Origin of the sequence: Paracoccus subflavus (assembly GCF_004310345.1) — a bacterium.
Classification (GTDB): domain Bacteria; phylum Pseudomonadota; class Alphaproteobacteria; order Rhodobacterales; family Rhodobacteraceae; genus Paracoccus; species Paracoccus subflavus.
The window spans coordinates 99769-117365 of sequence record NZ_SISK01000003.1 but is presented as its reverse complement, the minus strand read 5'-3'; the positions used below and the strand labels follow the sequence as shown (position 1 = coordinate 117365).

The 17597-nt window shown below is 66.0% G+C and carries 20 protein-coding genes; 14 read left to right on the top strand and 6 right to left on the bottom strand.

The genetic code is table 11. The annotated features are described in order from the left end of the window. Positions 1-20 precede the first annotated feature (20 nt). From EYE42_RS05680 to EYE42_RS05635, 10 genes are all read left to right on the top strand, one after another. Complete coding sequence (locus tag EYE42_RS05680) at positions 21-935, top strand: LysR family transcriptional regulator (RefSeq protein ID WP_130990513.1); 915 nt, start codon at positions 21-23, stop codon at positions 933-935. Positions 936-1237: 302 nt separating this feature from the next. Then, positions 1238-3418, top strand: a complete 2181-nt coding sequence (purL, locus tag EYE42_RS05675) for a phosphoribosylformylglycinamidine synthase subunit PurL (RefSeq protein ID WP_130990512.1) — start codon at positions 1238-1240, stop codon at positions 3416-3418. Beyond that, complete coding sequence (locus EYE42_RS05670; RefSeq protein WP_130990351.1) at positions 3415-4557, top strand: bifunctional 2-C-methyl-D-erythritol 4-phosphate cytidylyltransferase/2-C-methyl-D-erythritol 2,4-cyclodiphosphate synthase; 1143 nt, start codon at positions 3415-3417, stop codon at positions 4555-4557. The genes purL and EYE42_RS05670 overlap by 4 nt, the downstream gene beginning before the upstream one ends. Before the next feature lie 3 nt (positions 4558-4560). After that, positions 4561-5058, top strand: a complete 498-nt coding sequence (locus tag EYE42_RS16100; RefSeq protein ID WP_130990350.1) for a phosphatidylglycerophosphatase A family protein — start codon at positions 4561-4563, stop codon at positions 5056-5058. Then, on the top strand, positions 5055-5543 hold the full coding sequence (locus EYE42_RS05660; protein ID WP_130990349.1) for a CinA family protein: 489 nt from the start codon (positions 5055-5057) through the stop codon (positions 5541-5543). Before EYE42_RS16100 ends, EYE42_RS05660 begins: the two co-directional genes overlap by 4 nt. Positions 5544-5603: 60 nt before the next feature. Beyond that, positions 5604-6215, top strand: coding sequence for a holin-associated N-acetylmuramidase (locus tag EYE42_RS05655; protein ID WP_130990348.1), 612 nt, complete (start codon positions 5604-5606; stop codon positions 6213-6215). Further along, positions 6206-6739 (top strand): holin family protein, encoded by a 534-nt coding sequence (locus EYE42_RS05650; RefSeq protein ID WP_130990347.1) that lies wholly within the window; start codon positions 6206-6208, stop codon positions 6737-6739. The genes EYE42_RS05655 and EYE42_RS05650 overlap by 10 nt, the downstream gene beginning before the upstream one ends. Before the next feature lie 103 nt (positions 6740-6842). After that, entirely contained in the window at positions 6843-8804 is a 1962-nt protein-coding gene (locus EYE42_RS05645; RefSeq protein ID WP_130990346.1) for a heme lyase CcmF/NrfE family subunit, read from the top strand. Continuing rightward, a complete protein-coding gene (locus tag EYE42_RS05640) occupies positions 8801-9256 on the top strand; it encodes a cytochrome c-type biogenesis protein (protein ID WP_130990345.1) in 456 nt (151 codons plus the stop codon). Before EYE42_RS05645 ends, EYE42_RS05640 begins: the two co-directional genes overlap by 4 nt. A gap of 74 nt (positions 9257-9330) precedes the next feature. Further along, a complete protein-coding gene (locus EYE42_RS05635) occupies positions 9331-10101 on the top strand; it encodes an enoyl-CoA hydratase-related protein (protein WP_130990344.1) in 771 nt (256 codons plus the stop codon). Here the strand turns inward: EYE42_RS05635 and EYE42_RS05630 are convergent, their stop codons facing one another. The 3 genes from EYE42_RS05630 to EYE42_RS05620 all read right to left on the bottom strand — a co-directional run bounded on the left by EYE42_RS05630 (position 10102) and on the right by EYE42_RS05620 (position 12648). Continuing rightward, entirely contained in the window at positions 10102-10836 is a 735-nt protein-coding gene (locus EYE42_RS05630; RefSeq protein WP_130990343.1) for an NUDIX hydrolase, read from the bottom strand. After that, positions 10782-11192 (bottom strand): DUF983 domain-containing protein, encoded by a 411-nt coding sequence (locus tag EYE42_RS05625; protein ID WP_130990342.1) that lies wholly within the window; start codon positions 11190-11192, stop codon positions 10782-10784. The genes EYE42_RS05630 and EYE42_RS05625 overlap by 55 nt, the downstream gene beginning before the upstream one ends. A 70-nt stretch (positions 11193-11262) precedes the next feature. Then, positions 11263-12648, bottom strand: coding sequence for a diguanylate cyclase domain-containing protein (locus EYE42_RS05620; RefSeq protein ID WP_130990341.1), 1386 nt, complete (start codon positions 12646-12648; stop codon positions 11263-11265). A gap of 101 nt (positions 12649-12749) precedes the next feature. Between EYE42_RS05620 and EYE42_RS05615 the strand changes: the two genes are divergently transcribed. From EYE42_RS05615 to EYE42_RS05605, 3 genes are read left to right on the top strand one after another with little or no spacing between them, the layout of a single operon-like run. After that, positions 12750-13037 carry a DUF3572 family protein gene (locus tag EYE42_RS05615; protein ID WP_130990340.1) on the top strand — a complete coding sequence of 96 codons (288 nt, stop codon included), beginning with the start codon at positions 12750-12752 and terminating at the stop codon, positions 13035-13037. 52 nt (positions 13038-13089) lie between these two features. Then, positions 13090-13602, top strand: coding sequence for a heme NO-binding domain-containing protein (locus EYE42_RS05610; protein WP_130990339.1), 513 nt, complete (start codon positions 13090-13092; stop codon positions 13600-13602). Further along, complete coding sequence (locus EYE42_RS05605) at positions 13599-14603, top strand: GGDEF domain-containing protein (RefSeq protein WP_130990338.1); 1005 nt, start codon at positions 13599-13601, stop codon at positions 14601-14603. Before EYE42_RS05610 ends, EYE42_RS05605 begins: the two co-directional genes overlap by 4 nt. Here the strand turns inward: EYE42_RS05605 and tpiA are convergent. From tpiA to EYE42_RS05590, 3 genes are all read right to left on the bottom strand, one after another. Continuing rightward, positions 14581-15327, bottom strand: a complete 747-nt coding sequence (tpiA, locus tag EYE42_RS05600; RefSeq protein WP_130990337.1) for a triose-phosphate isomerase — start codon at positions 15325-15327, stop codon at positions 14581-14583. The two genes, EYE42_RS05605 and tpiA, sit on opposite strands and share 23 nt — an antisense overlap. Before the next feature lie 93 nt (positions 15328-15420). Then, positions 15421-15792 (bottom strand): HesB/IscA family protein, encoded by a 372-nt coding sequence (locus EYE42_RS05595; RefSeq protein WP_130990336.1) that lies wholly within the window; start codon positions 15790-15792, stop codon positions 15421-15423. Positions 15793-15929: 137 nt separating this feature from the next. Further along, positions 15930-16283, bottom strand: a complete 354-nt coding sequence (locus tag EYE42_RS05590) for an SUF system Fe-S cluster assembly protein (RefSeq protein WP_130990335.1) — start codon at positions 16281-16283, stop codon at positions 15930-15932. 123 nt (positions 16284-16406) lie between these two features. Between EYE42_RS05590 and tgt the strand changes: the two genes are divergently transcribed. Next, a complete protein-coding gene (gene tgt / locus EYE42_RS05585) occupies positions 16407-17537 on the top strand; it encodes a tRNA guanosine(34) transglycosylase Tgt (protein ID WP_130990334.1) in 1131 nt (376 codons plus the stop codon). Positions 17538-17597 lie beyond the last annotated feature (60 nt).

Genomic DNA, 17597 nt, shown 5'->3' with positions numbered 1-17597 from the left:
CTCCGCAGGATTGTAACGGCATGGACTGGGACAAGCTCAGAATCTTTCACGCCGTGGCAGCGGCGGGCAGCCTGACCCATGCCGGCGATACGCTGCACCTGTCCCAATCCGCCGTCAGCCGCCAGATCCGCGCGCTGGAGGAATCCTTGGGAACCACCCTGTTCCACCGCCATGCCCGGGGGCTGATCCTGACCGAACAGGGCGAACTGCTGTTCGAGGCGACTTCGGCCATGGCCCGCAAGCTGGACACCGCATCGGCGCGCATCCGCGACAGCGAACAGCATGTCTTTGGCGAGTTGCGCGTCACGGCCACCGTGGGGTTCGGAACCCTGTGGCTAGCCCCCCGGCTGGTCAAGCTCTACGAGAAGTATCCCGACCTCAAGATCGACCTGATGCTCGAAGAGCGGCTTCTGGACCTGCCCATGCGCGAGGCCGACGTGGCCATCCGCATGAAGGAGCCCAGCCAGTCCGACCTGATCCGGCGGCGCCTGCTTTCCGTGCGGATGCGGCTTTATGCGACACAGGAATATCTCGACAAGGCAGGCACGCCCGACACCATCGCCGATCTGTCGCCCCATCGGCTGGTATCGCAAAAGATCGACCAGCCGCAGGTTGCGGCAGGAGCGCGGCTTGTTCAGGACATCATGGCCCAGAACATCGAATCGACCCTGACGGTGAACAACTATTTCGGCGTGCTTCAGGCGGTTCTGGCCAATCTGGGCATCGGCGTTCTGCCCGATTACCTGACCGCCGACCACCACCGCCTCGTGCGCGTCCTGCCGCAGATCGAATCCGGCGAAGTCCCGGTTTTCCTGGCCTATCCCGAGGAATTGCGCCAGACCCGCCGCGTGGCCGTGTTCCGCGATTTCATGCTGGACGAGATCCAGGCCTTCCGCAGGCGGCAGAGCGAGGCGCTGATCCCGGTCATTCTATAAAGGGGTTTGAAAAGACCCGTAAGATTGCCGGGTTCCCGGTGCAGCTATTCCGCAACTGCATGACGGCCATGCAGTTGCATTCCGTGAAAAGTCTTGAACCCTTCACAACCTGCCCATAAATCCGGCTGTGAAGGCGATGTCCAGCACAATTGCTCATCACCTTCTACCTCCCTGTTGGACTTAGGCCGGGCCTTGTGCCCGGCTTTTTTTTGCGCCGCTTCTGCCTGGCCCCTGTCGTGGCCTTTCCATGGCGTGCATCTGGCCATAAAAGGCCCTGATCCCCGCGCAGGAAGGCAGACATGATGCAGGAACCGACGATCACCCCCGACCTGATCGCTGCGCACGGGTTGAAGCCCGACGAATACGACCGGATCCTGGGCATCATCGGACGCGAGCCGACCTTTACCGAACTGGGCATCTTTTCGGCCATGTGGAACGAGCATTGTTCTTATAAATCGTCCAAGAAATGGCTGCGCACCTTGCCAACCACCGGCCCGCAGGTAATCTGCGGCCCCGGAGAGAACGCGGGCGTGGTCGATATCGGCGACGGGCAGGCCGTGGTCTTCAAGATGGAAAGCCACAACCACCCCAGTTATATCGAACCGCACCAAGGCGCCGCGACCGGCGTAGGCGGCATCCTGCGCGATGTCTTCACCATGGGCGCCCGTCCCATCGCAGCCATGGACGCGCTGTCCTTCGGCAGGCCGGAACATCCCAAGACCGCGCATCTGGTCAAGGGCGTGGTCGAGGGGATCGGCGCCTATGGCAATGCCTTCGGCGTGCCCAACGTGGGCGGAGAGGTTCGTTTTCATCGCAGCTATGACGGCAACTGCCTGGTCAACGCCTTTGCCGCGGGCCTCGCGGATGCGGACAGGATCTTCTATTCCGCCGCCTCGGGCATCGGGATGCCGGTGGTCTATCTGGGTGCCAAGACCGGCCGCGACGGCGTCGGCGGCGCGACCATGGCGAGCGCGGAATTCGACGACAGCATCGAGGACAAGCGTCCGACCGTGCAGGTCGGCGATCCCTTCACCGAAAAATGCCTGCTGGAAGCCTGCCTCGAACTGATGCAGACGGATTCCGTGATTTCCATCCAGGACATGGGCGCGGCGGGGCTGACCTGTTCGGCCGTGGAAATGGGCGACAAGGGCGGCTTGGGCATCAAGCTGATCCTGGATCATGTGCCGCAGCGCGAGACGGGCATGACGGCCTATGAGATGATGCTGTCGGAATCCCAGGAACGGATGCTGATGGTCCTCAAGCCCGAAAAGGAGGCCGAGGCCCGCGCCATCTTCGAGAAATGGGATCTGGATTTCGCCATCGTGGGCGAGACCATCGCCGAGGATCGCTTCCTGATCCTGCACGGCAACGCGGTCAAGGCCGACCTGCCGCTGTCCAGGCTGTCGTCGAGCGCGCCGGAATACGACCGCCCCTGGGTGGAAACGCCACCCGCCGAGCCGATGCGCGACCTGCCCGCGATCACGCCGATCAAGGCGTTGCGGGCGCTGATCGGCAGTCCCAGCTATGCCCACAAGGGCTGGGTCTGGGAACAGTACGACACCCAGGTCGGCGCCGATACCATCCGCCGCCCCGGCATGGGCGGGGGCGTCGTGCGCGTGCACGGCACCAGCAAGGCGCTGGCCTTCACCAGCGACGTGACCCCCCGCTATGTCAAGGCGAACCCTGTCGAGGGCGGCAAGCAGGCGGTGGCCGAGGCCTGGCGCAACCTGTGCGCGGTGGGCGCGCTGCCGCTGGCCGCGACCGACAACCTGAATTTCGGCAACCCCGAGAAGCCCGAGATCATGGGTCAGTTCGTGGGCGCCATCAAGGGTATCGGGGCGGCCTGCACGGCGCTGGACTTTCCCATCGTGTCGGGCAACGTGTCGCTGTATAACGAAACCGACGGCAAGGGCATCCTGCCCACCCCCACCATCGGCGGCGTCGGTCTGATCGACGACCTGTCGAACCTGATCGCGGGCCTGCCATCCGATGGCGACGTGGCGATTGTCATCGGCGAAACCCATGGCCATCTGGGCCAGTCGGCGCTGGCTGCCGAAGCCTTCGGGATCGAGGACGGCGACGCGCCCCCTGTGGACCTTGCAGCCGAACGCAGGCACGGCGAATTCCTGCGCGCCAACCGGGCGCATGTGATATCCGCCACCGACCTGTCCGATGGCGGCCTTGCCCTTGCCGCCTTCGAGATGGCCGAGGCTGCCGGCATCGGCGTGCGGCTGGATTCGGGCGACATCGCCCGGCTGTTCGGAGAGGACCAGGCCCGCTATCTGGTCGCCTGCGCCGCGACGGGTGCCGAGGCTTTGCTGTCGGCCGCAGAAAAGGCCGGCGTCCCGGCCGCGCAGGTCGGTGTCTTTGGCGGCATGGCTGTGCACCTGGGCGAGGACGCGGGCGATCTGGCGGATCTGTCGCACCTGTATCGCACCGCCTTCGCGCGTGCCATCGGGGGCGATATGCCCGATCACGCATGACGATCAAGGCCCCGCCGGGCTATGCCGCCATCGTCACCGCTGCCGGGCGGGGTGTCCGGGCCGGCGCGGGAGAACCCAAGCAATGGCGCGGTCTGGCCGGGCGCAGCGTTCTGGCGCGGTCGCTGGCGGCATTCGCGGGCTTTGACCGGGTGGTGCTGGTCGTCCATCCCGACGACCTGGGCCGCGCGCAGGCCGATTTTGCGGGCTTCACCATCGTCACGGGGGGCGAGACCCGCGCCGCCAGCGTCAGCGCCGGACTGCGGGCGCTGGAAGGGCAGGCGACCCATGTGCTGATCCACGACGGCGCCCGCCCGCTGGTCAGCGATGCGGTGATCCAGGGTGTGATCGACGCGCTGCTGTCGGGTGCGCTTGCCGCAGCCCCGGCGCTGCCTGTCAGCGATGCGCTGTGGAAAGGGATGGACGGCGCTGTCGTTTCCTCGACCCCCCGTGACGGATTGTTCCGGGCACAGACGCCGCAGGGTTTTGCGCTGGACCACATATCCAAGGCGCATCGCCTGCACCCGGACAATGCCGCCGATGATGTGGAACTGGCACTGAAGGCCGGAATACCTGTTGCGATCACATCGGGGTCCGAAGACAATCTGAAGATCACCTTTCCCGCCGATTTCGCGCGGGCCGAACGCATTCTGGGGGGCGCGATGGATATTCGCCTTGGCAACGGCTACGACGTTCATGCCTTCGGGCCCGGCGATCACGTCTGGCTGTGCGGCGTCCAGATTGCCCATGATGCGGGACTGGTCGGCCATTCCGATGCCGATGTCGGGATGCACGCGCTGACCGACGCCATCTATGGCGCCCTGGCCGAGGGCGATATCGGCCGCCATTTCCCGCCCGGCGATCCGCAATGGAAGGGTGCCGACAGCACCATCTTTCTGCGCCATGCTGCCGATCTGGCGCGGGGACGGGGCTTCGCCCTTGGCAACGCCGACGTGACCCTGATCTGCGAGGCTCCGAAGATCGGTCCCCACGCCGCCGCCATGCAGGCCCGTCTGGCCGAGGTGATGAGGGTCGATCCCGACCGCATCAGCGTCAAGGCAACCACATCGGAGCGTCTGGGCTTTACCGGCCGGCGTGAGGGGATCGCGGCCATCGCTACCGCCGCGCTGATGAAGGCCTGAGCCATGATCGCGATGATCACCACCTTTTTCGGCATCGGCAGGCTGCGTCCCGGCCCCGGCACCTGGGGCTCGGCTGCCGCCGTCCTGCTGGCGGTTCTGGCGTATCAGGCCGGGGGGGCGCTGCTGATCCCCCTGGGGGCGGTTCTGGCCGCGCTGATCGGCTTCTGGGCCGTGCCGCAGGCGCTGCGCATGACCAGCGACGAAGACCCTTCGGAAATCGTCATCGACGAGGTCGCGGGCCAGTGGCTGGCCATGTCCTTCACCGTCATCCCCTTGTGGCGGCACGGGATTTCCATCCTGGATGCCTGGCCCGCCTTTGTGGTGCCGTTTGCGCTGTTCCGCCTGTTCGACATCTGGAAGCCGTGGCTGGTGGGCCGCGCCGACCGGCAGGGCGGGGCCGTGGGGGTGATGATGGACGACCTGTGGGCGGGGCTGTTCGCGGGCCTGGGGTCGGTCGCGCTGGCCGGGCTGTACCATGCCGTGCTGGAGCCGATGCTGTGACCCTGGCTTCGGACGTGCTGGACGCCGCCCGCGCCCGCAGCGTGATGATCGCCACCGCCGAAAGCTGTACCGGCGGGCTGATCGCCGGCGCTCTGACCGAGGTTCCGGGTTCGTCCGACGCCGTGGACAGGGGGTTTGTCACCTATTCCAACGCCGCCAAGCAGCAGATGCTGGGCGTTCGCGCCGAAACGCTGGAAACCCATGGCGCGGTCAGCGAACAGGTCGCCGCCGAAATGGCCGCAGGCGCGCTGCATCGTTCGGACGCGGGCATTGCGGTCGCCGTCACCGGCATCGCCGGGCCGGGCGGATCCGGACACAAGCCCGAGGGGCGTGTCTGTTTCGGCATTGCCCAGCCCATGGGAACCCGCACCGAAACAGTGGAATTCGGTGCCATCGGCCGCAGCCGGGTTCGTGCGGCGACCGTGGATCATGCGTTGCGGATGCTGCTGGACGGCTTGCGCGGCCAGCAACGCGCGATTGATTAACAGTCAATTAACGCTCCCGGCGCACCCTTTCGGCCTGATTTACCAAAGCCGGAGAAGCCCATGCCAAGCGTCGAGGAAATCGCGGCGGAGATCGTCGCGCGCGAAGGCGGTTATGTGAACGATCCCGACGATCCGGGCGGGGCCACGAATTACGGCGTCACGATCGGAACGATGCGGTCGCTGGGCCTGGATCTGAATGGGGACGGGCGCATCGATGCCAATGATGTCAAGGCGCTGAGCCGTGACCAGGCACAGCAGATCTTTGTCGAACACTATTTCCGCCGTCCGCGTCTGTCCGACCTGCCCGATGCCGTGCAGGCCAGCGTGTTCGACATGTATGTGAATGCCGGGGCGAACGCGGTCAAGATCCTGCAGCGGCTGATCGCCCGGATGGGCTTTTCCGCCACTGCCGACGGTGTGATCGGCCCGCAGACCCTTGCCGCCGCACGGGCCGCCGCCGAGGCCGCCCCGGTTCATTTTGCCGATGCCTATGGGATCGCGCGCCGGAACTATTACTATTCTCTGGCCGATCAGCGCCCCGCCAGCCGCAAATACGCCCGCACCAGGGCAGGGGGCAAGGGTGGCTGGATCACCCGGGCCGAAGAGTTCATCTCGCCCCGCTATCACCTGACCGAAACCCAGCATCGTGAAAGGACTGCCAAATGGGCATGATCGACCGCTTCATCGGCCTGGGCCAGGGCGTCACCGCGCTGGGCAGCGCCGCCACCGGCATGGCCGAGGTCTTTACCCAGAACGCCACCCGCAAGATGGAGCTGAACGAGGAAGCCTATGCCCGCGCCATCGACCAGATGGGGAAGGAGTTCGAGACGGTCCGGCCCGGCTTCTTCGACAGCTTCGTGAACGGCCTGAACCGGCTGCCCAGGCCGCTTCTGGCGCTGGGAACGATGGGGCTGTTCGTCTATGCCATGGCCGAGCCGCAGGGCTTCAGCCTGCGCATGGTCGGGCTGCAACAGGTGCCCGAGCCCCTGTGGTGGCTTCTGGGCGCCATTGTCGGGTTCTACTTCGGCGCGCGCGAGGCGCATTACTTTCGCCGCCGGGTCTGGCCCGCGGCCCAGGTGCAAGCCAGTGTCACGACCACGACAGGCCAGGCTGCGGCCACGCCGGTGATGGCCCCCACAGAGGACTTCGCCGACAACGCCGCCCTGCGGGACTGGGCGGCGGGCCTGCGGGGATAGGCCCAATCTTCGACACGGGAAACTGAAAGGCGGCGGCAAACAGGGGTCTTTCCCCCTGCTTGCCGCCGCCTTATGCTTGGCGGACCTCCAGAGGATTTCCGCCATGATTGCAGAATTCGGCCATTTCGCCCTGATCCTGGCCTTTGCGGTGTCGCTGTATCAGACGGTGGTGCCGATGGTCGGGGCCTCGCGCGGCTGGCAGGGCTGGATGGACAGCGCCCGGCCCGCCGCCCTGGCGCAGTTCCTGCTGGTGGGGTTGTCCTTCGCGGCGCTGACCGTGGCCTTTGTCACCTCGGATTTTTCGCTGCGGTTGGTCTACGAGAATTCGCATACCGCCAAGCCGATGATCTACAAGATCAGCGGCGTGTGGGGCAACCACGAGGGTTCGATGCTGCTGTGGGTACTGATCCTGGCCCTGTTCGGGGCAGCGGCGGCGGTATTCGGCGACAACATCCCGCCGGCGCTGCGGGCGCGGGTGCTGGCGGTGCAGGCGTCCATCGGCGCGGCCTTCTATGCCTTCATCATCTTCACCTCGAACCCGTTCCTGCGGCTTGATGTGCCGCCCTTCGACGGGCGCGACCTGAACCCGCTGTTGCAGGACCCTGGCCTCGCGTTCCATCCGCCGTTCCTCTACCTGGGCTATGTGGGGCTTTCGATGGCCTTCAGCTTTGCTGTCGCCGCCCTGATCGAGGGGCGGGTGGACGCCGCCTGGGCCCGCTGGGTGCGGCCCTGGACGCTGGCCGCCTGGATGTTCCTGACCCTGGGGATCGCCCTGGGGTCGTGGTGGGCCTATTACGAACTGGGCTGGGGCGGCTTCTGGTTCTGGGATCCGGTCGAGAACGCCAGCTTCATGCCCTGGCTGCTGGCCGCGGCCCTGCTGCATTCCGCCATCGTCGTCGAAAAGCGCGAGGCGCTGAAAAGCTGGACGATCCTTTTGGCGATCATGGCCTTCGGGTTCTCGATGATCGGCACCTTCATCGTGCGCTCGGGCGTCATCACCTCGGTCCACAGCTTTGCCAGCGACCCGGCGCGGGGGCTCTTCATCCTGGGCATCCTGGTGGTCTTTACCGGCGGGGCGCTGACGCTTTATGCCGTCCGCGCGCCCCAGATGACGGCCAAGGGCGTCTTTACGCCGGTGTCGCGCGAGGGCGCGCTGGTGCTGAACAACGTGCTGCTGGCGGTTTCGGCGTTCGTGGTGTTCATCGGCACGATGTGGCCCCTGATCGCGGAAATGCTGTGGGACCGCAAGCTGTCGGTCGGCGCGCCCTTTTTCAACAAGGCCTTCACGCCCTTCATGATCGTGCTGGCGATCGCGCTGCCCCTGGGGGCCATCATGCCCTGGAAACGGGCGGCACTGGGTCGTGTCCTGCATCCCTTGCGGGGTGCGCTTATGGTGACGGGCGCGGTCATGATGCTGGTCTGGGCGGTGTCCACGGGCCGGTCGGCCATCGCCGTGATCGGCGCGGGGCTTGGCGCGTGGATCGTCTTCGGCGCGGTGGCCGAACTGATCCACCGGACCGGATCGGCCGGGCTGTCCCGGCTGTGGCGCCTGCCGCGGGCCGACTGGGGCAAGGCCATGGCCCATGGGGGGCTGGGCGTCACCTTTATTGGCATCGCCCTGCTGACCGCCTGGCAGGTCGAGGATATCCGCGTGGCCCGCATCGGCGAGCCGTTCCCGGTGGCCGATTACCAGATCACCCTGACCGACGTGGACGAGATCGAGGGGCCGAACTATGTCTCGACCGTGGCCACCCTGGAGGTCGCGCGGAATGGCCGCGTCGTGGCGACATTGCAGCCCGAAAAGCGCGTCTATCCCGTCCAGGCCATGCCCACGACCGAAGCCGCCATCGACAACGGTTTCCTGCGCGACGTGTATCTGGTGATCGGTGACGCGCAGGCCGACGGGGGATGGGCGGTGCGGACCTATATAAAGCCCTTCGCAAACTGGATCTGGGCGGGTTCCCTGCTGATGGCCATCGGCGGCATCATCAGCCTGACCGACCGCCGCTATCGCGTGGCGGCAGGGGCGCGACGTGCCCCTGTCCGACCGGTGGCCGCGGAATGAGACGGCTTTTGATCCTGCTGGCCTTCTGCCTGCCCGTGATGGCCCTGGCCGTGCAGCCCGACGAGGTGCTGCCCGATCCGGGTCAGGAGGCCCGCGCCCGCGACATCTCGCAGCGTCTGCGATGCCCGGTGTGCCAGGGGGAAAACATCGATGAATCCAACGCCCCCATCAGCCGCGACCTGCGGCTGTATGTGCGCGAAAGGATCGTGGCGGGCGACAGCAACGACCAGGTCATCGACGCGGTGGTGGACCGTTACGGAGAATTCGTGCTGTTCGAACCCCGTGCCCAGGGCGGCAATCTGGTCCTGTGGCTGGCCGGGCCGGTCATGGCACTGGTGGCCCTGCTGATGGCATGGCGTTTCCTGCGCGGTCGGGCACAGGCCCGCCCCGAGACGGCCGAAGCCCTGTCGCAGGATGAGCGCGACCGCCTGGACCGGATCATGCAGGACTGATCCGGTCCTGACGCTGGGTCGCGCTTTCCCCCTTTTGCTTTTCAGGCATGATGTTTTGCAAAGAGGGGACGCACATGACCTATGAAGCCATCCAGTTCGGCGCAGCAGACGGAGTGGCCACGATCACCCTGAACCGACCGCAGGTGATGAACGCCCTGAACAGCCGGATGCGGCATGAAATCACCGATGTCCTGTCAGGCTTGTCGGCCGATATCCGCTGCGTGGTGATGACCGGGGCGGGGCGGGGGTTCTGTTCGGGGCAGGATCTGACCGACCGTGCCGCTGCCGCCGATCTGGAAGGGACGCTGCGTGACGAATACGAGCCGATGCTGCGCGCGATCCGCGCATGCCCCGCGCCGGTGATCGCCGCCGTGAACGGCGTGGCTGCGGGGGCGGGGGCCAACCTGGCGCTGGCGGCCGATGTGGTGATCGCTACCGAAAGCGCCAGTTTCATTCAGGCATTCGCGCGGATCGGGCTGATCCCGGACGCGGGGGGCACCTTTGTCATTCCCCGCGCCGTGGGAATGGCGCGGGCCATGGGGATGATGCTGTTCGCGGAACCCGTCAGCGCACGGCAGGCGGCCGACTGGGGCCTGATCTGGGAGGCCCTGCCCGACGATGCCTTTGCTGCCGGGGTCGAGGCCCGTGCCCGCCAGTTGGCCCAAGGGCCGACATCCGCCTTTCGTGCCATCCGCGCGGCAGTCGAAGCCTCGTTCGGGAATGACCTGGACACGCAGCTTGGGCTGGAGGCGCGGCTGCAGGGCGCCGCAGGCCGTAGCGCCGATTTCGTCGAGGGTGTGACGGCCTTCCTGGAAAAGCGCCCGGCGCGGTTCACGGGACGGTAATCAGGTGATCTGCACGAAGCGCGGCTCGGCCGTGCGGTTGTCGAAGAACGGCACCGTGTCCGGAACGGGCAGGGGCGCGTCATGGTGCACCGCCGCGATCAGATCGGCCAGTTCTGCCAAGACCACTTCGGTGATGAAGGGCAGGTCCAGCGCGCGGGCCTGATCCAGCGGCACCCAGTGCAGATGCGAAAGCTCGTCGCAGGCGCGGCTGAAATCGTCGGGGTCGGTTGCCAGGCCGGCGGCATCGGCCGCCAGAAAGCGCGCGTCGAACCGGCGCGGCCGGGCCGGCGGGGTAATGGCGCGAAACACATACACCAGTTGCGACGCATCCGGGCAAAGCCCCGCTTCGGCAAAACCGGGCAGGTCGCTTGCGCCGGGGCGGCCCAGCAGTTGTCCGGTTTCCTCGGCCAGCTCGCGCAGGGCGGCAGCGGCAAGTGCATGAGGATCAGCCTGGCTGCCGGGGCGCGGATCCCGGGCCATACGGTTCTGATGCGGCTCGGCCAGGGGGGCCGCCAGCCGGACCGTTCCATCCGCCGGGTCAACCGCGCCGCCGGGAAAGACGTATTTCGAGGGCATGAAGGCTGCGCCTGCCCCCCGCATTCCCATCAGGACCGACGTGCCCGACGCCTGCCGACGCAGCAGGATGATCGTGGCCGCATCGCGGATGGGGGGATCGTGCGTCACGTTTCCCGTGCGGGCGTTGCCGTGTCGAACCCGTGCATTCTTCGCGCCCATTGCAGGCCGACCATGGCCCCCTTGATCCGCGGCAACAGCAGCAGCGACAGGGCCACCGCCCCCAGACCAAAGGTCCAGATCATCGTCATGGCCGATGGACGCCATGCCACAAAAGAGGCCAACAGCAGCGGCGCCCCCAGATGCGAGACCAGCAGGATCGTCAGATAGGCCGGGCCATCGTCGGCGCGCTGGTGATGCATCGCCTCGTCGCAGGCCGGGCAATGGTCGGCGACCTTCAGAAAGGATCGGAACAGCTTGCCTTCGCCGCAAGCCGGGCATCGGCCCAGCGCGCCGCGCAGCATCGCCTGCCCTGTCGGGCGGTGGGCCGTGCCCGGATGGTGGTGTGGTGATGACATGGCTGCCTCCGTCAGGGGCGCATGTTAACGATGCCGCGATGGCCTTGCCAGTCCCTTTGGACGGACGATGCTAGAGAAGGTGGTGCATCTGCGCCATCAGCACGCGGTTCCGGCCCAGCGATTTGGCGGCAATCATGGCCCGATCGGCCCGTTCCTGCGCGATTTCGGCCAGAAGTTCTGGGCGGCTGATATGGAACGGCATCTGTTCATGCGCGACGCCGATGGACAGCGTGACCTGCACATATCCGCCGCCCGAGATGCGCGGCAGATCGACCGGTTGCGCAGCGACAGCCTGGCGGATGTCCTCGGCCATGGCATGAGCCTCGCTCTCGGTGGTATCGGGCAGGGCCACCAGGAATTCCTCGCCGCCCAGACGGGCCGTCATGCCGCGGCTGGCGACGACCTGTTCGATCCGCCGGGCGATCTCGCACAGGACGGCATCGCCCGCGGCATGGCCGAAGCTGTCGTTGATGGCCTTGAACCGGTCCAGATCCAGCGCCATGACCGCAAACGAGGAATGGTTGCGCATCGCTTCGCGCGCCATTTCGGACAATTGCGGCAGGGCATAGCGGCGGTTGTGCAGCCCGGTCAGCGGGTCGGTCATGGCCCAGGCCATGTTCCTGCGCAATTCCTCGCGGCGGGTATCGGCGCGGCGCTTGCGGTCAAGCTGGTTGCGCAGCGCCAGGGCCGCGATCTCGGCGTTGTTGTTTTCGGCCGGATCCAGGGGCAGAACCTCGCCAGCACCCAGGTCCAGCGCAATGGCGCAAAGCTCCTCGCGCTCGGGCGCGACAAGCACGGCGAAACCCGCTTCCTTGCTGCTGTTGCGCGACCGCAGTTCCGACAAGAGCCGCAGCCCGTCGCCCTTGCGGTCGATATCGGCCGCAATGATATAAAGGTCCGCGCCGTCCCCGTGCGATGCCGCGCTCAGCGTCTCATCAGGGCTGGCGATGGCGAAATGACAGTTCAGCCGAGGTTGCAGGATATGGCGCCAGCGTTGCGCGCGCGCAGGCTGGTCCGCCACCAGGACGACGTTGCCCGAAGGCGCGGGGGTGAATTCCGACGCCGGCTCGGCCAGGAAAAAGCGCGATGCGTCGTCGGTTTCCGAATCGCGCAACAGGCCGCGCACGCGGGCCAACAGCATCTGTTCCTCGACCCTGGGGTCGAGAACCGCCGAAGCCCCTGCCTTCAACGCCTCGACCCGGCCCTGTTCGGCGGCCAGTGCCAGCACCGGCGTCAGGGGTCGTTCCACCGATATCAGCCGGAAGAAATCGAACAGATGCATCCCCGCAAAGCCCGGACCAAGCAACACGAGGTCGGGACGCCCGCTCTGCAACTGCCACTGCAGCTCGTCCAGCGTGGCGGCGGTCAGGACATCGTAACATGCGCCCGAGAGCCGGACCTTGAGGCTGATCCGGCTTGTTGCGCTGCTTTCCGCAATGAGGATACGCGCAGTCATGATTAACGCCCCCCGTCCGGCGACCTTTTGCAAGAATGACATTTATTCCTTAACAAAGGGTTTCTGCGGGAGCCGGACAGATCACAGAGCGGAACGAATCAATGACATATACGCGAGAATCCGCGCATGAGCTGGCCATGGCGGGCCTGATCCATCTGGCCGGACAGCCCGATCTTATCGAGGGGTTTCTGGCCGCCACCGGTCTGGCCCCCCATGATCTGCGCCACGCGGCCCAAGGCGGCGATATCGCCCTGCATGTGCTGGACTATCTGCTTGAGGATGACCGCCGGGTTCTCGAGGCCGCTGCGGCCCTGCAGGTCGCGCCCGGCGATCTGATGCAGGCGCGGACGGCCCTGGCCGGGCCGGGCAGCCACGGGTGGGATATCTGACTTTTCCTTATTCTTTACCTTTCGGTCCTAGAACGGAAGCCGGAGGTGCAGGATGCGCGAACTGGTCAGCCGGGCAATCGAACGGTTTCTTCAATCCGAATCGTCCTATCTGGTCGAATCGGACCTGCTGCCGCCTGATGTGATGCTGCGCACGGCCGCGCGCGATCTGCAAAAGCCCCTTGACGAACTGGTCGAGGATCTGGGGGCCTGGCTGGTCCGGCAGAACGAGATCTGGCGGCTGCTGCGCTTTTGCGGCAGCGATTTTCTGGATTTTCTGCTGCGCCTGGACGAACTGCCCGAACGGATGCGGCTTGTCACCGACGATATCGCCTTTCCCGAGATCGCCCTGACGCGGGGCAAGGATGGTCTGGTCTGGGTCACGCTCGAGAGCGGCTCGCCGCGGTGGTCGGCGCTGCTCAGCGGATTGCTGCGCGCCATGGCCGACGACTATGGTGCATTATGCGTCATAACCCGCGGCGATGACGGGATACGCATCGACGTGTCCGACCTGGACTTCGCCGAGGCGCGGACTTTTCGCCTGTCGGCCAGGACGGCTGCGCCATGACCCATGCGCTGACCCTGTGCCGGGATGCCCTCGACCGCCTGATGCCCATGCATCTGTGCCTGTCCGACGACGGGACCATCCGGTTCGCGGGGCCCACGATGCGCAAGCTGATCCCGCAGGGGGCGCAACAGGCGGGGGATGTGTTCGTTGGGACATCCAGCCATGCCCAGGGCTGCGTCATGTCGCTCATCCGGGCCGCAGTGGCGGGCCAGCGGCTGTCGCTGCGCCTGCGGCATCATCCGCAACTGGTGCTGCGCGGCCATGTGGTGGCGCCCGGTTTCGGGACGCTGTTGCTGGATCTGGGCTTTGGGGTGACGCTTTCGGATGCCGTCGCCGTTCTGGGCCTGACGGAAAACGACTTCGCGCCGACCGGACTGGCCCTGGAACTGATGTTCCTGCAAGAGGCCAATCGCGCGATCCAGGGCGAACTGGCCCGGTTCAACCGCCATCTGATGCTGGCCCGGCAGGATGCCGAACGCGAGGCGCATACCGATCCGCTGACCGGTATCCTGAACCGCCGGGGTCTGCTGGCCGCCCTGCGGCAGATGCTCGATCCGCGCGATGGCCAGCCCTTTGCGGTGGTGCATCTGGATCTGGACAACTTCAAGCAGGTGAACGACCGGCTGGGACATCCGGTCGGGGACCAGTTGTTGAAAGAGGTCGCACGCATTCTGGGCCGCATGACCCGCAGCCACGATCATGCCGCCCGCCTGGGCGGCGACGAATTCGTGCTGGTGCTGGGCGGAAACTGGTCCTGTCAGACGCTTGACGGCATGGGGATGCGCATCATCCGGGGAATCGAGCAGTTATCCCCCGGCGACTGCAAGGTATCGGCCAGCCTGGGAATCGTGCTGTCCGCCGGATACGGACCCAACGACATCGACCGGCTGCTGGCCGATTCCGACGTGGCGCTCTATGCCTCCAAGCGCGGCGGCAAGGGTCGGGTGTCGGTGGCACCCCAGCCTGTCGATTGTGCTGTCAGGCCGCATCAAGGGCCGTGATGATCGCACCGAAATCGGCGGCCTTCAGGCTGGCGCCGCCGACCAGGGCGCCATCGACGTGGGGCACGGCAAAAATTTCCCCGGCGTTGCCCGGCTTAACGCTGCCGCCATAGAGCAGCCTCACCGGCGCCCCCGCGGCGACCATGCCGGACAGCCGCTCGCGCATCAGGGCATGAACTTCGGCGATCTGGTCGATCGTGGGGGTACGGCCTGTGCCAATGGCCCAGACCGGCTCGTAGGCGATCACGGTGTTTGCCGCATCGGAGCCAACGGGGATCGACCCCTCAAGCTGCGCGGCGATGACCGCCAGCGTTTCCCCGGCGTCACGCTGCGCCTCGGTTTCGCCCACGCAAATGATCGCCGTCAGGCCGGCCGCATGCGCGGCCGCTGCCTTGGCCGCCACCATCGCATCTGTTTCGCCATGATCGGCGCGACGCTCGGAATGGCCCAGGATAACATATCCCGCCCCCGCATCCGCCAGTTGGGGCGCAGAAATATCGCCGGTATGCGCGCCGGATGCCTTGTGATGGCAGTCCTGACCGCCCAGGGCCACCGGTCCCTGGCCGATCCGCGCCTTCATCGGGTAAAGCAGCACCGCCGGAGGACAAACCAGAACCTCGCACCGCGGCGCAGGATGGGCTGCCATCAGCGATTCAATTTCGCCAAGGCTGGCCAAATCACCGTTCATCTTCCAGTTTCCGGCTGCCAGTTTGCGCAAGGCCATGCCCCCCTCCTTTGTGCTGGCAAAGGCTTAGGGGCAGACGCCGCGCTGTGCAATGATGATAGCGCCCGAACCCGCGCAACACCCGCGCCACGATCACTCGGCCGCGCGGCTGCCCTCCAGGGGCTCGAACCGCACCGATTCGCCGCAACCGCAGGCGTCGGTCACGTTCGGGTTGCGGAAACGAAAGCCCGCCTCTAGCAGACCGGTTTCGTAATCGATCTGCGTGCCGAACAGAAACATCTGCGCCTTGGGGGCAATCACCACGCGGGCATCGCCCTGGTTGACCACTTCCTCGTGCGGTTCGGCTGCATCGACCAGATCCATGGTATATTCCATTCCTGCGCAGCCGCCTTTCTTCAGCCCGATGCGCAGTCCAAAGGCGTTGCGTCCCGCCATCAGCCGGGCGATCTGGCGTTCGGCGGCGGGGGTGATGGTGACCGGGGCCGATCCGGGAATGGCGAACATCACAATGATCCTTTCGGTTTGACAAAAAGATAATCGCGCAAGGCCGGTCCATCAAGACAGGCGGCCTTCATCTTGGCAACAAACATCCCCGCAAAGCGGCCGGAACGGCACGGCGGGCGATCCCTGCCGCCGCCCGCCTACATGAAGCCCAGTTCCAGCCGCGCCTCGTCGGACATCATGTCCATCCCCCATTGCGGCTGGAAGGTCATTTCCACATCCACCTGCCGGACACCCGGGATGGCCTCGACCGCATCGGCCACCCATCCCGGCATCTCGCCCGCCACGGGACATCCCGGCGCGGTCAGGGTCATCACCACCCGAACGTCGTTCTCGGGGCTGATCGCAATGGTATAGATCAGGCCCAGATCGAAGATGTTGACCGGAATTTCCGGGTCATAGACCGTTTTGCAGGCCTCGGCGACGCTGTCGTACAGCGGATGATCGGTGGACGAGGGCGCGATCAGCGGCGCGCCTTCCTGCAAGTCGGCCATGGTTCTTTCCTGTCGGTGCTGCCCTGAATATAGGCCTCGGACCGGTCCCCGTCCAGAGAATGGCCGCATTGCGGAAGGCCGACCTATTGGCTAGACACGGCCGGTCTTTCAGGCAGGCATCCCATGAGCGACCGTTTCCGTTTCACCCTTTGCGCGACCGATGGCCGTGCCCGGACAGGCATCATCCAGACCCCGAGGGGCGAGATTCGCACGCCTGCCTTCATGCCGGTCGGAACGGCGGCCACCGTCAAGGCCATGCTGCCCGAATCGGTGCGCGCCACCGGCGCCGACATCCTGCTGGGCAATACCTATCACCTGATGCTGCGTCCCGGCGCGGAACGGATCGCACGGCTTGGCGGATTGCACCGCTTCATGAACTGGGACCGGCCGATCCTGACGGATTCCGGCGGTTTCCAGGTCATGTCGCTGGCTGCCCTGCGCAAGCTGACCGAGGATGGGGTGACCTTTTCGTCCCATATCGACGGATCGAAGCACATGCTGTCGCCTGAAACCAGCATGGAGATTCAGCGTCTTCTGGGCAGCGACATCGTGATGTGCTTCGACGAATGCCCGGCTTTGCCCGCTACGCCGGACGACGTGGCGAAATCCATGCGCCTGTCGATGCGCTGGGCGCAGCGGTCGCGCGACGCCTTTGGCGACCGGCCCGGCCACGCCCTGTTCGGCATCATGCAGGGCGGCGTCACCCCCGAACTGCGCGAGGAATCGGCCAGCGCGCTCAAGTCGATCGGCTTTGACGGCTATGCCATCGGCGGACTGGCCGTGGGCGAGGGGCAGGAGGCGATGTTCGGCGTCCTTGATTACGCTCCGGGCTTCCTGCCCGCCGACAAGCCCCGCTATCTGATGGGCGTGGGCAAGCCCGACGACATCGTGGGCGCGGTGCAGCGGGGTGTTGACATGATGGATTGCGTCCTACCCTCGCGGTCCGGGCGGACCGGGCAGGCCTGGACGCGGCGGGGACAGGTCAACATCAAGAACGCGCGCCATGCCGACGATCCGCGTCCACTGGATCAGGATTGCACCTGTCCGGCCTGCACCGGCTATAGCCGTGCCTATCTGCATCATGTCTTTCGTGCGGGCGAGATGATCTCGGGGATGCTGCTGACCTGGCACAACCTGCATTATTTCCAGACCCTGATGGCCGGGTTGCGCGGCGCGATCGCCCGGGGCGGGCTGGATGATTTCGTGGCCGATTTCCACGCGTCACGCGCCGGGGGCGACATTCCGCCGCTGTAAGGGTCGCAGGAAAGGCGACGAAAAGTCTTTCCATCCTGTGTGGCCCGCCTTATCGGTTCC

What these genes read in the sequence shown, in the direction of transcription:
- EYE42_RS16100 (WP_130990350.1), top strand. Translation starts at nt 4,561, where the DNA reads ATGATCGCGATGATCACCACCTTTTTCGGCATCGGCAGGCTGCGTCCC.
- EYE42_RS05610 (WP_130990339.1), top strand. Translation starts at nt 13,090, where the DNA reads ATGCGCGAACTGGTCAGCCGGGCAATCGAACGGTTTCTTCAATCCGAA.
- EYE42_RS05650 (WP_130990347.1), top strand. Translation starts at nt 6,206, where the DNA reads ATGGGCATGATCGACCGCTTCATCGGCCTGGGCCAGGGCGTCACCGCG.
- EYE42_RS05645 (WP_130990346.1), top strand. Translation starts at nt 6,843, where the DNA reads ATGATTGCAGAATTCGGCCATTTCGCCCTGATCCTGGCCTTTGCGGTG.
- purL (WP_130990512.1), top strand. Translation starts at nt 1,238, where the DNA reads ATGCAGGAACCGACGATCACCCCCGACCTGATCGCTGCGCACGGGTTG.
- EYE42_RS05655 (WP_130990348.1), top strand. Translation starts at nt 5,604, where the DNA reads ATGCCAAGCGTCGAGGAAATCGCGGCGGAGATCGTCGCGCGCGAAGGC.
- EYE42_RS05640 (WP_130990345.1), top strand. Translation starts at nt 8,801, where the DNA reads ATGAGACGGCTTTTGATCCTGCTGGCCTTCTGCCTGCCCGTGATGGCC.
- EYE42_RS05630 (WP_130990343.1), bottom strand. Translation starts at nt 10,836, where the DNA reads ATGGGCGCGAAGAATGCACGGGTTCGACACGGCAACGCCCGCACGGGA.
- EYE42_RS05670 (WP_130990351.1), top strand. Translation starts at nt 3,415, where the DNA reads ATGACGATCAAGGCCCCGCCGGGCTATGCCGCCATCGTCACCGCTGCC.
- EYE42_RS05595 (WP_130990336.1), bottom strand. Translation starts at nt 15,792, where the DNA reads ATGTTCGCCATTCCCGGATCGGCCCCGGTCACCATCACCCCCGCCGCC.
- tpiA (WP_130990337.1), bottom strand. Translation starts at nt 15,327, where the DNA reads ATGGCCTTGCGCAAACTGGCAGCCGGAAACTGGAAGATGAACGGTGAT.
- EYE42_RS05605 (WP_130990338.1), top strand. Translation starts at nt 13,599, where the DNA reads ATGACCCATGCGCTGACCCTGTGCCGGGATGCCCTCGACCGCCTGATG.
- tgt (WP_130990334.1), top strand. Translation starts at nt 16,407, where the DNA reads ATGAGCGACCGTTTCCGTTTCACCCTTTGCGCGACCGATGGCCGTGCC.
- EYE42_RS05615 (WP_130990340.1), top strand. Translation starts at nt 12,750, where the DNA reads ATGACATATACGCGAGAATCCGCGCATGAGCTGGCCATGGCGGGCCTG.
- EYE42_RS05625 (WP_130990342.1), bottom strand. Translation starts at nt 11,192, where the DNA reads ATGTCATCACCACACCACCATCCGGGCACGGCCCACCGCCCGACAGGG.
- EYE42_RS05680 (WP_130990513.1), top strand. Translation starts at nt 21, where the DNA reads ATGGACTGGGACAAGCTCAGAATCTTTCACGCCGTGGCAGCGGCGGGC.
- EYE42_RS05635 (WP_130990344.1), top strand. Translation starts at nt 9,331, where the DNA reads ATGACCTATGAAGCCATCCAGTTCGGCGCAGCAGACGGAGTGGCCACG.
- EYE42_RS05620 (WP_130990341.1), bottom strand. Translation starts at nt 12,648, where the DNA reads ATGACTGCGCGTATCCTCATTGCGGAAAGCAGCGCAACAAGCCGGATC.
- EYE42_RS05590 (WP_130990335.1), bottom strand. Translation starts at nt 16,283, where the DNA reads ATGGCCGACTTGCAGGAAGGCGCGCCGCTGATCGCGCCCTCGTCCACC.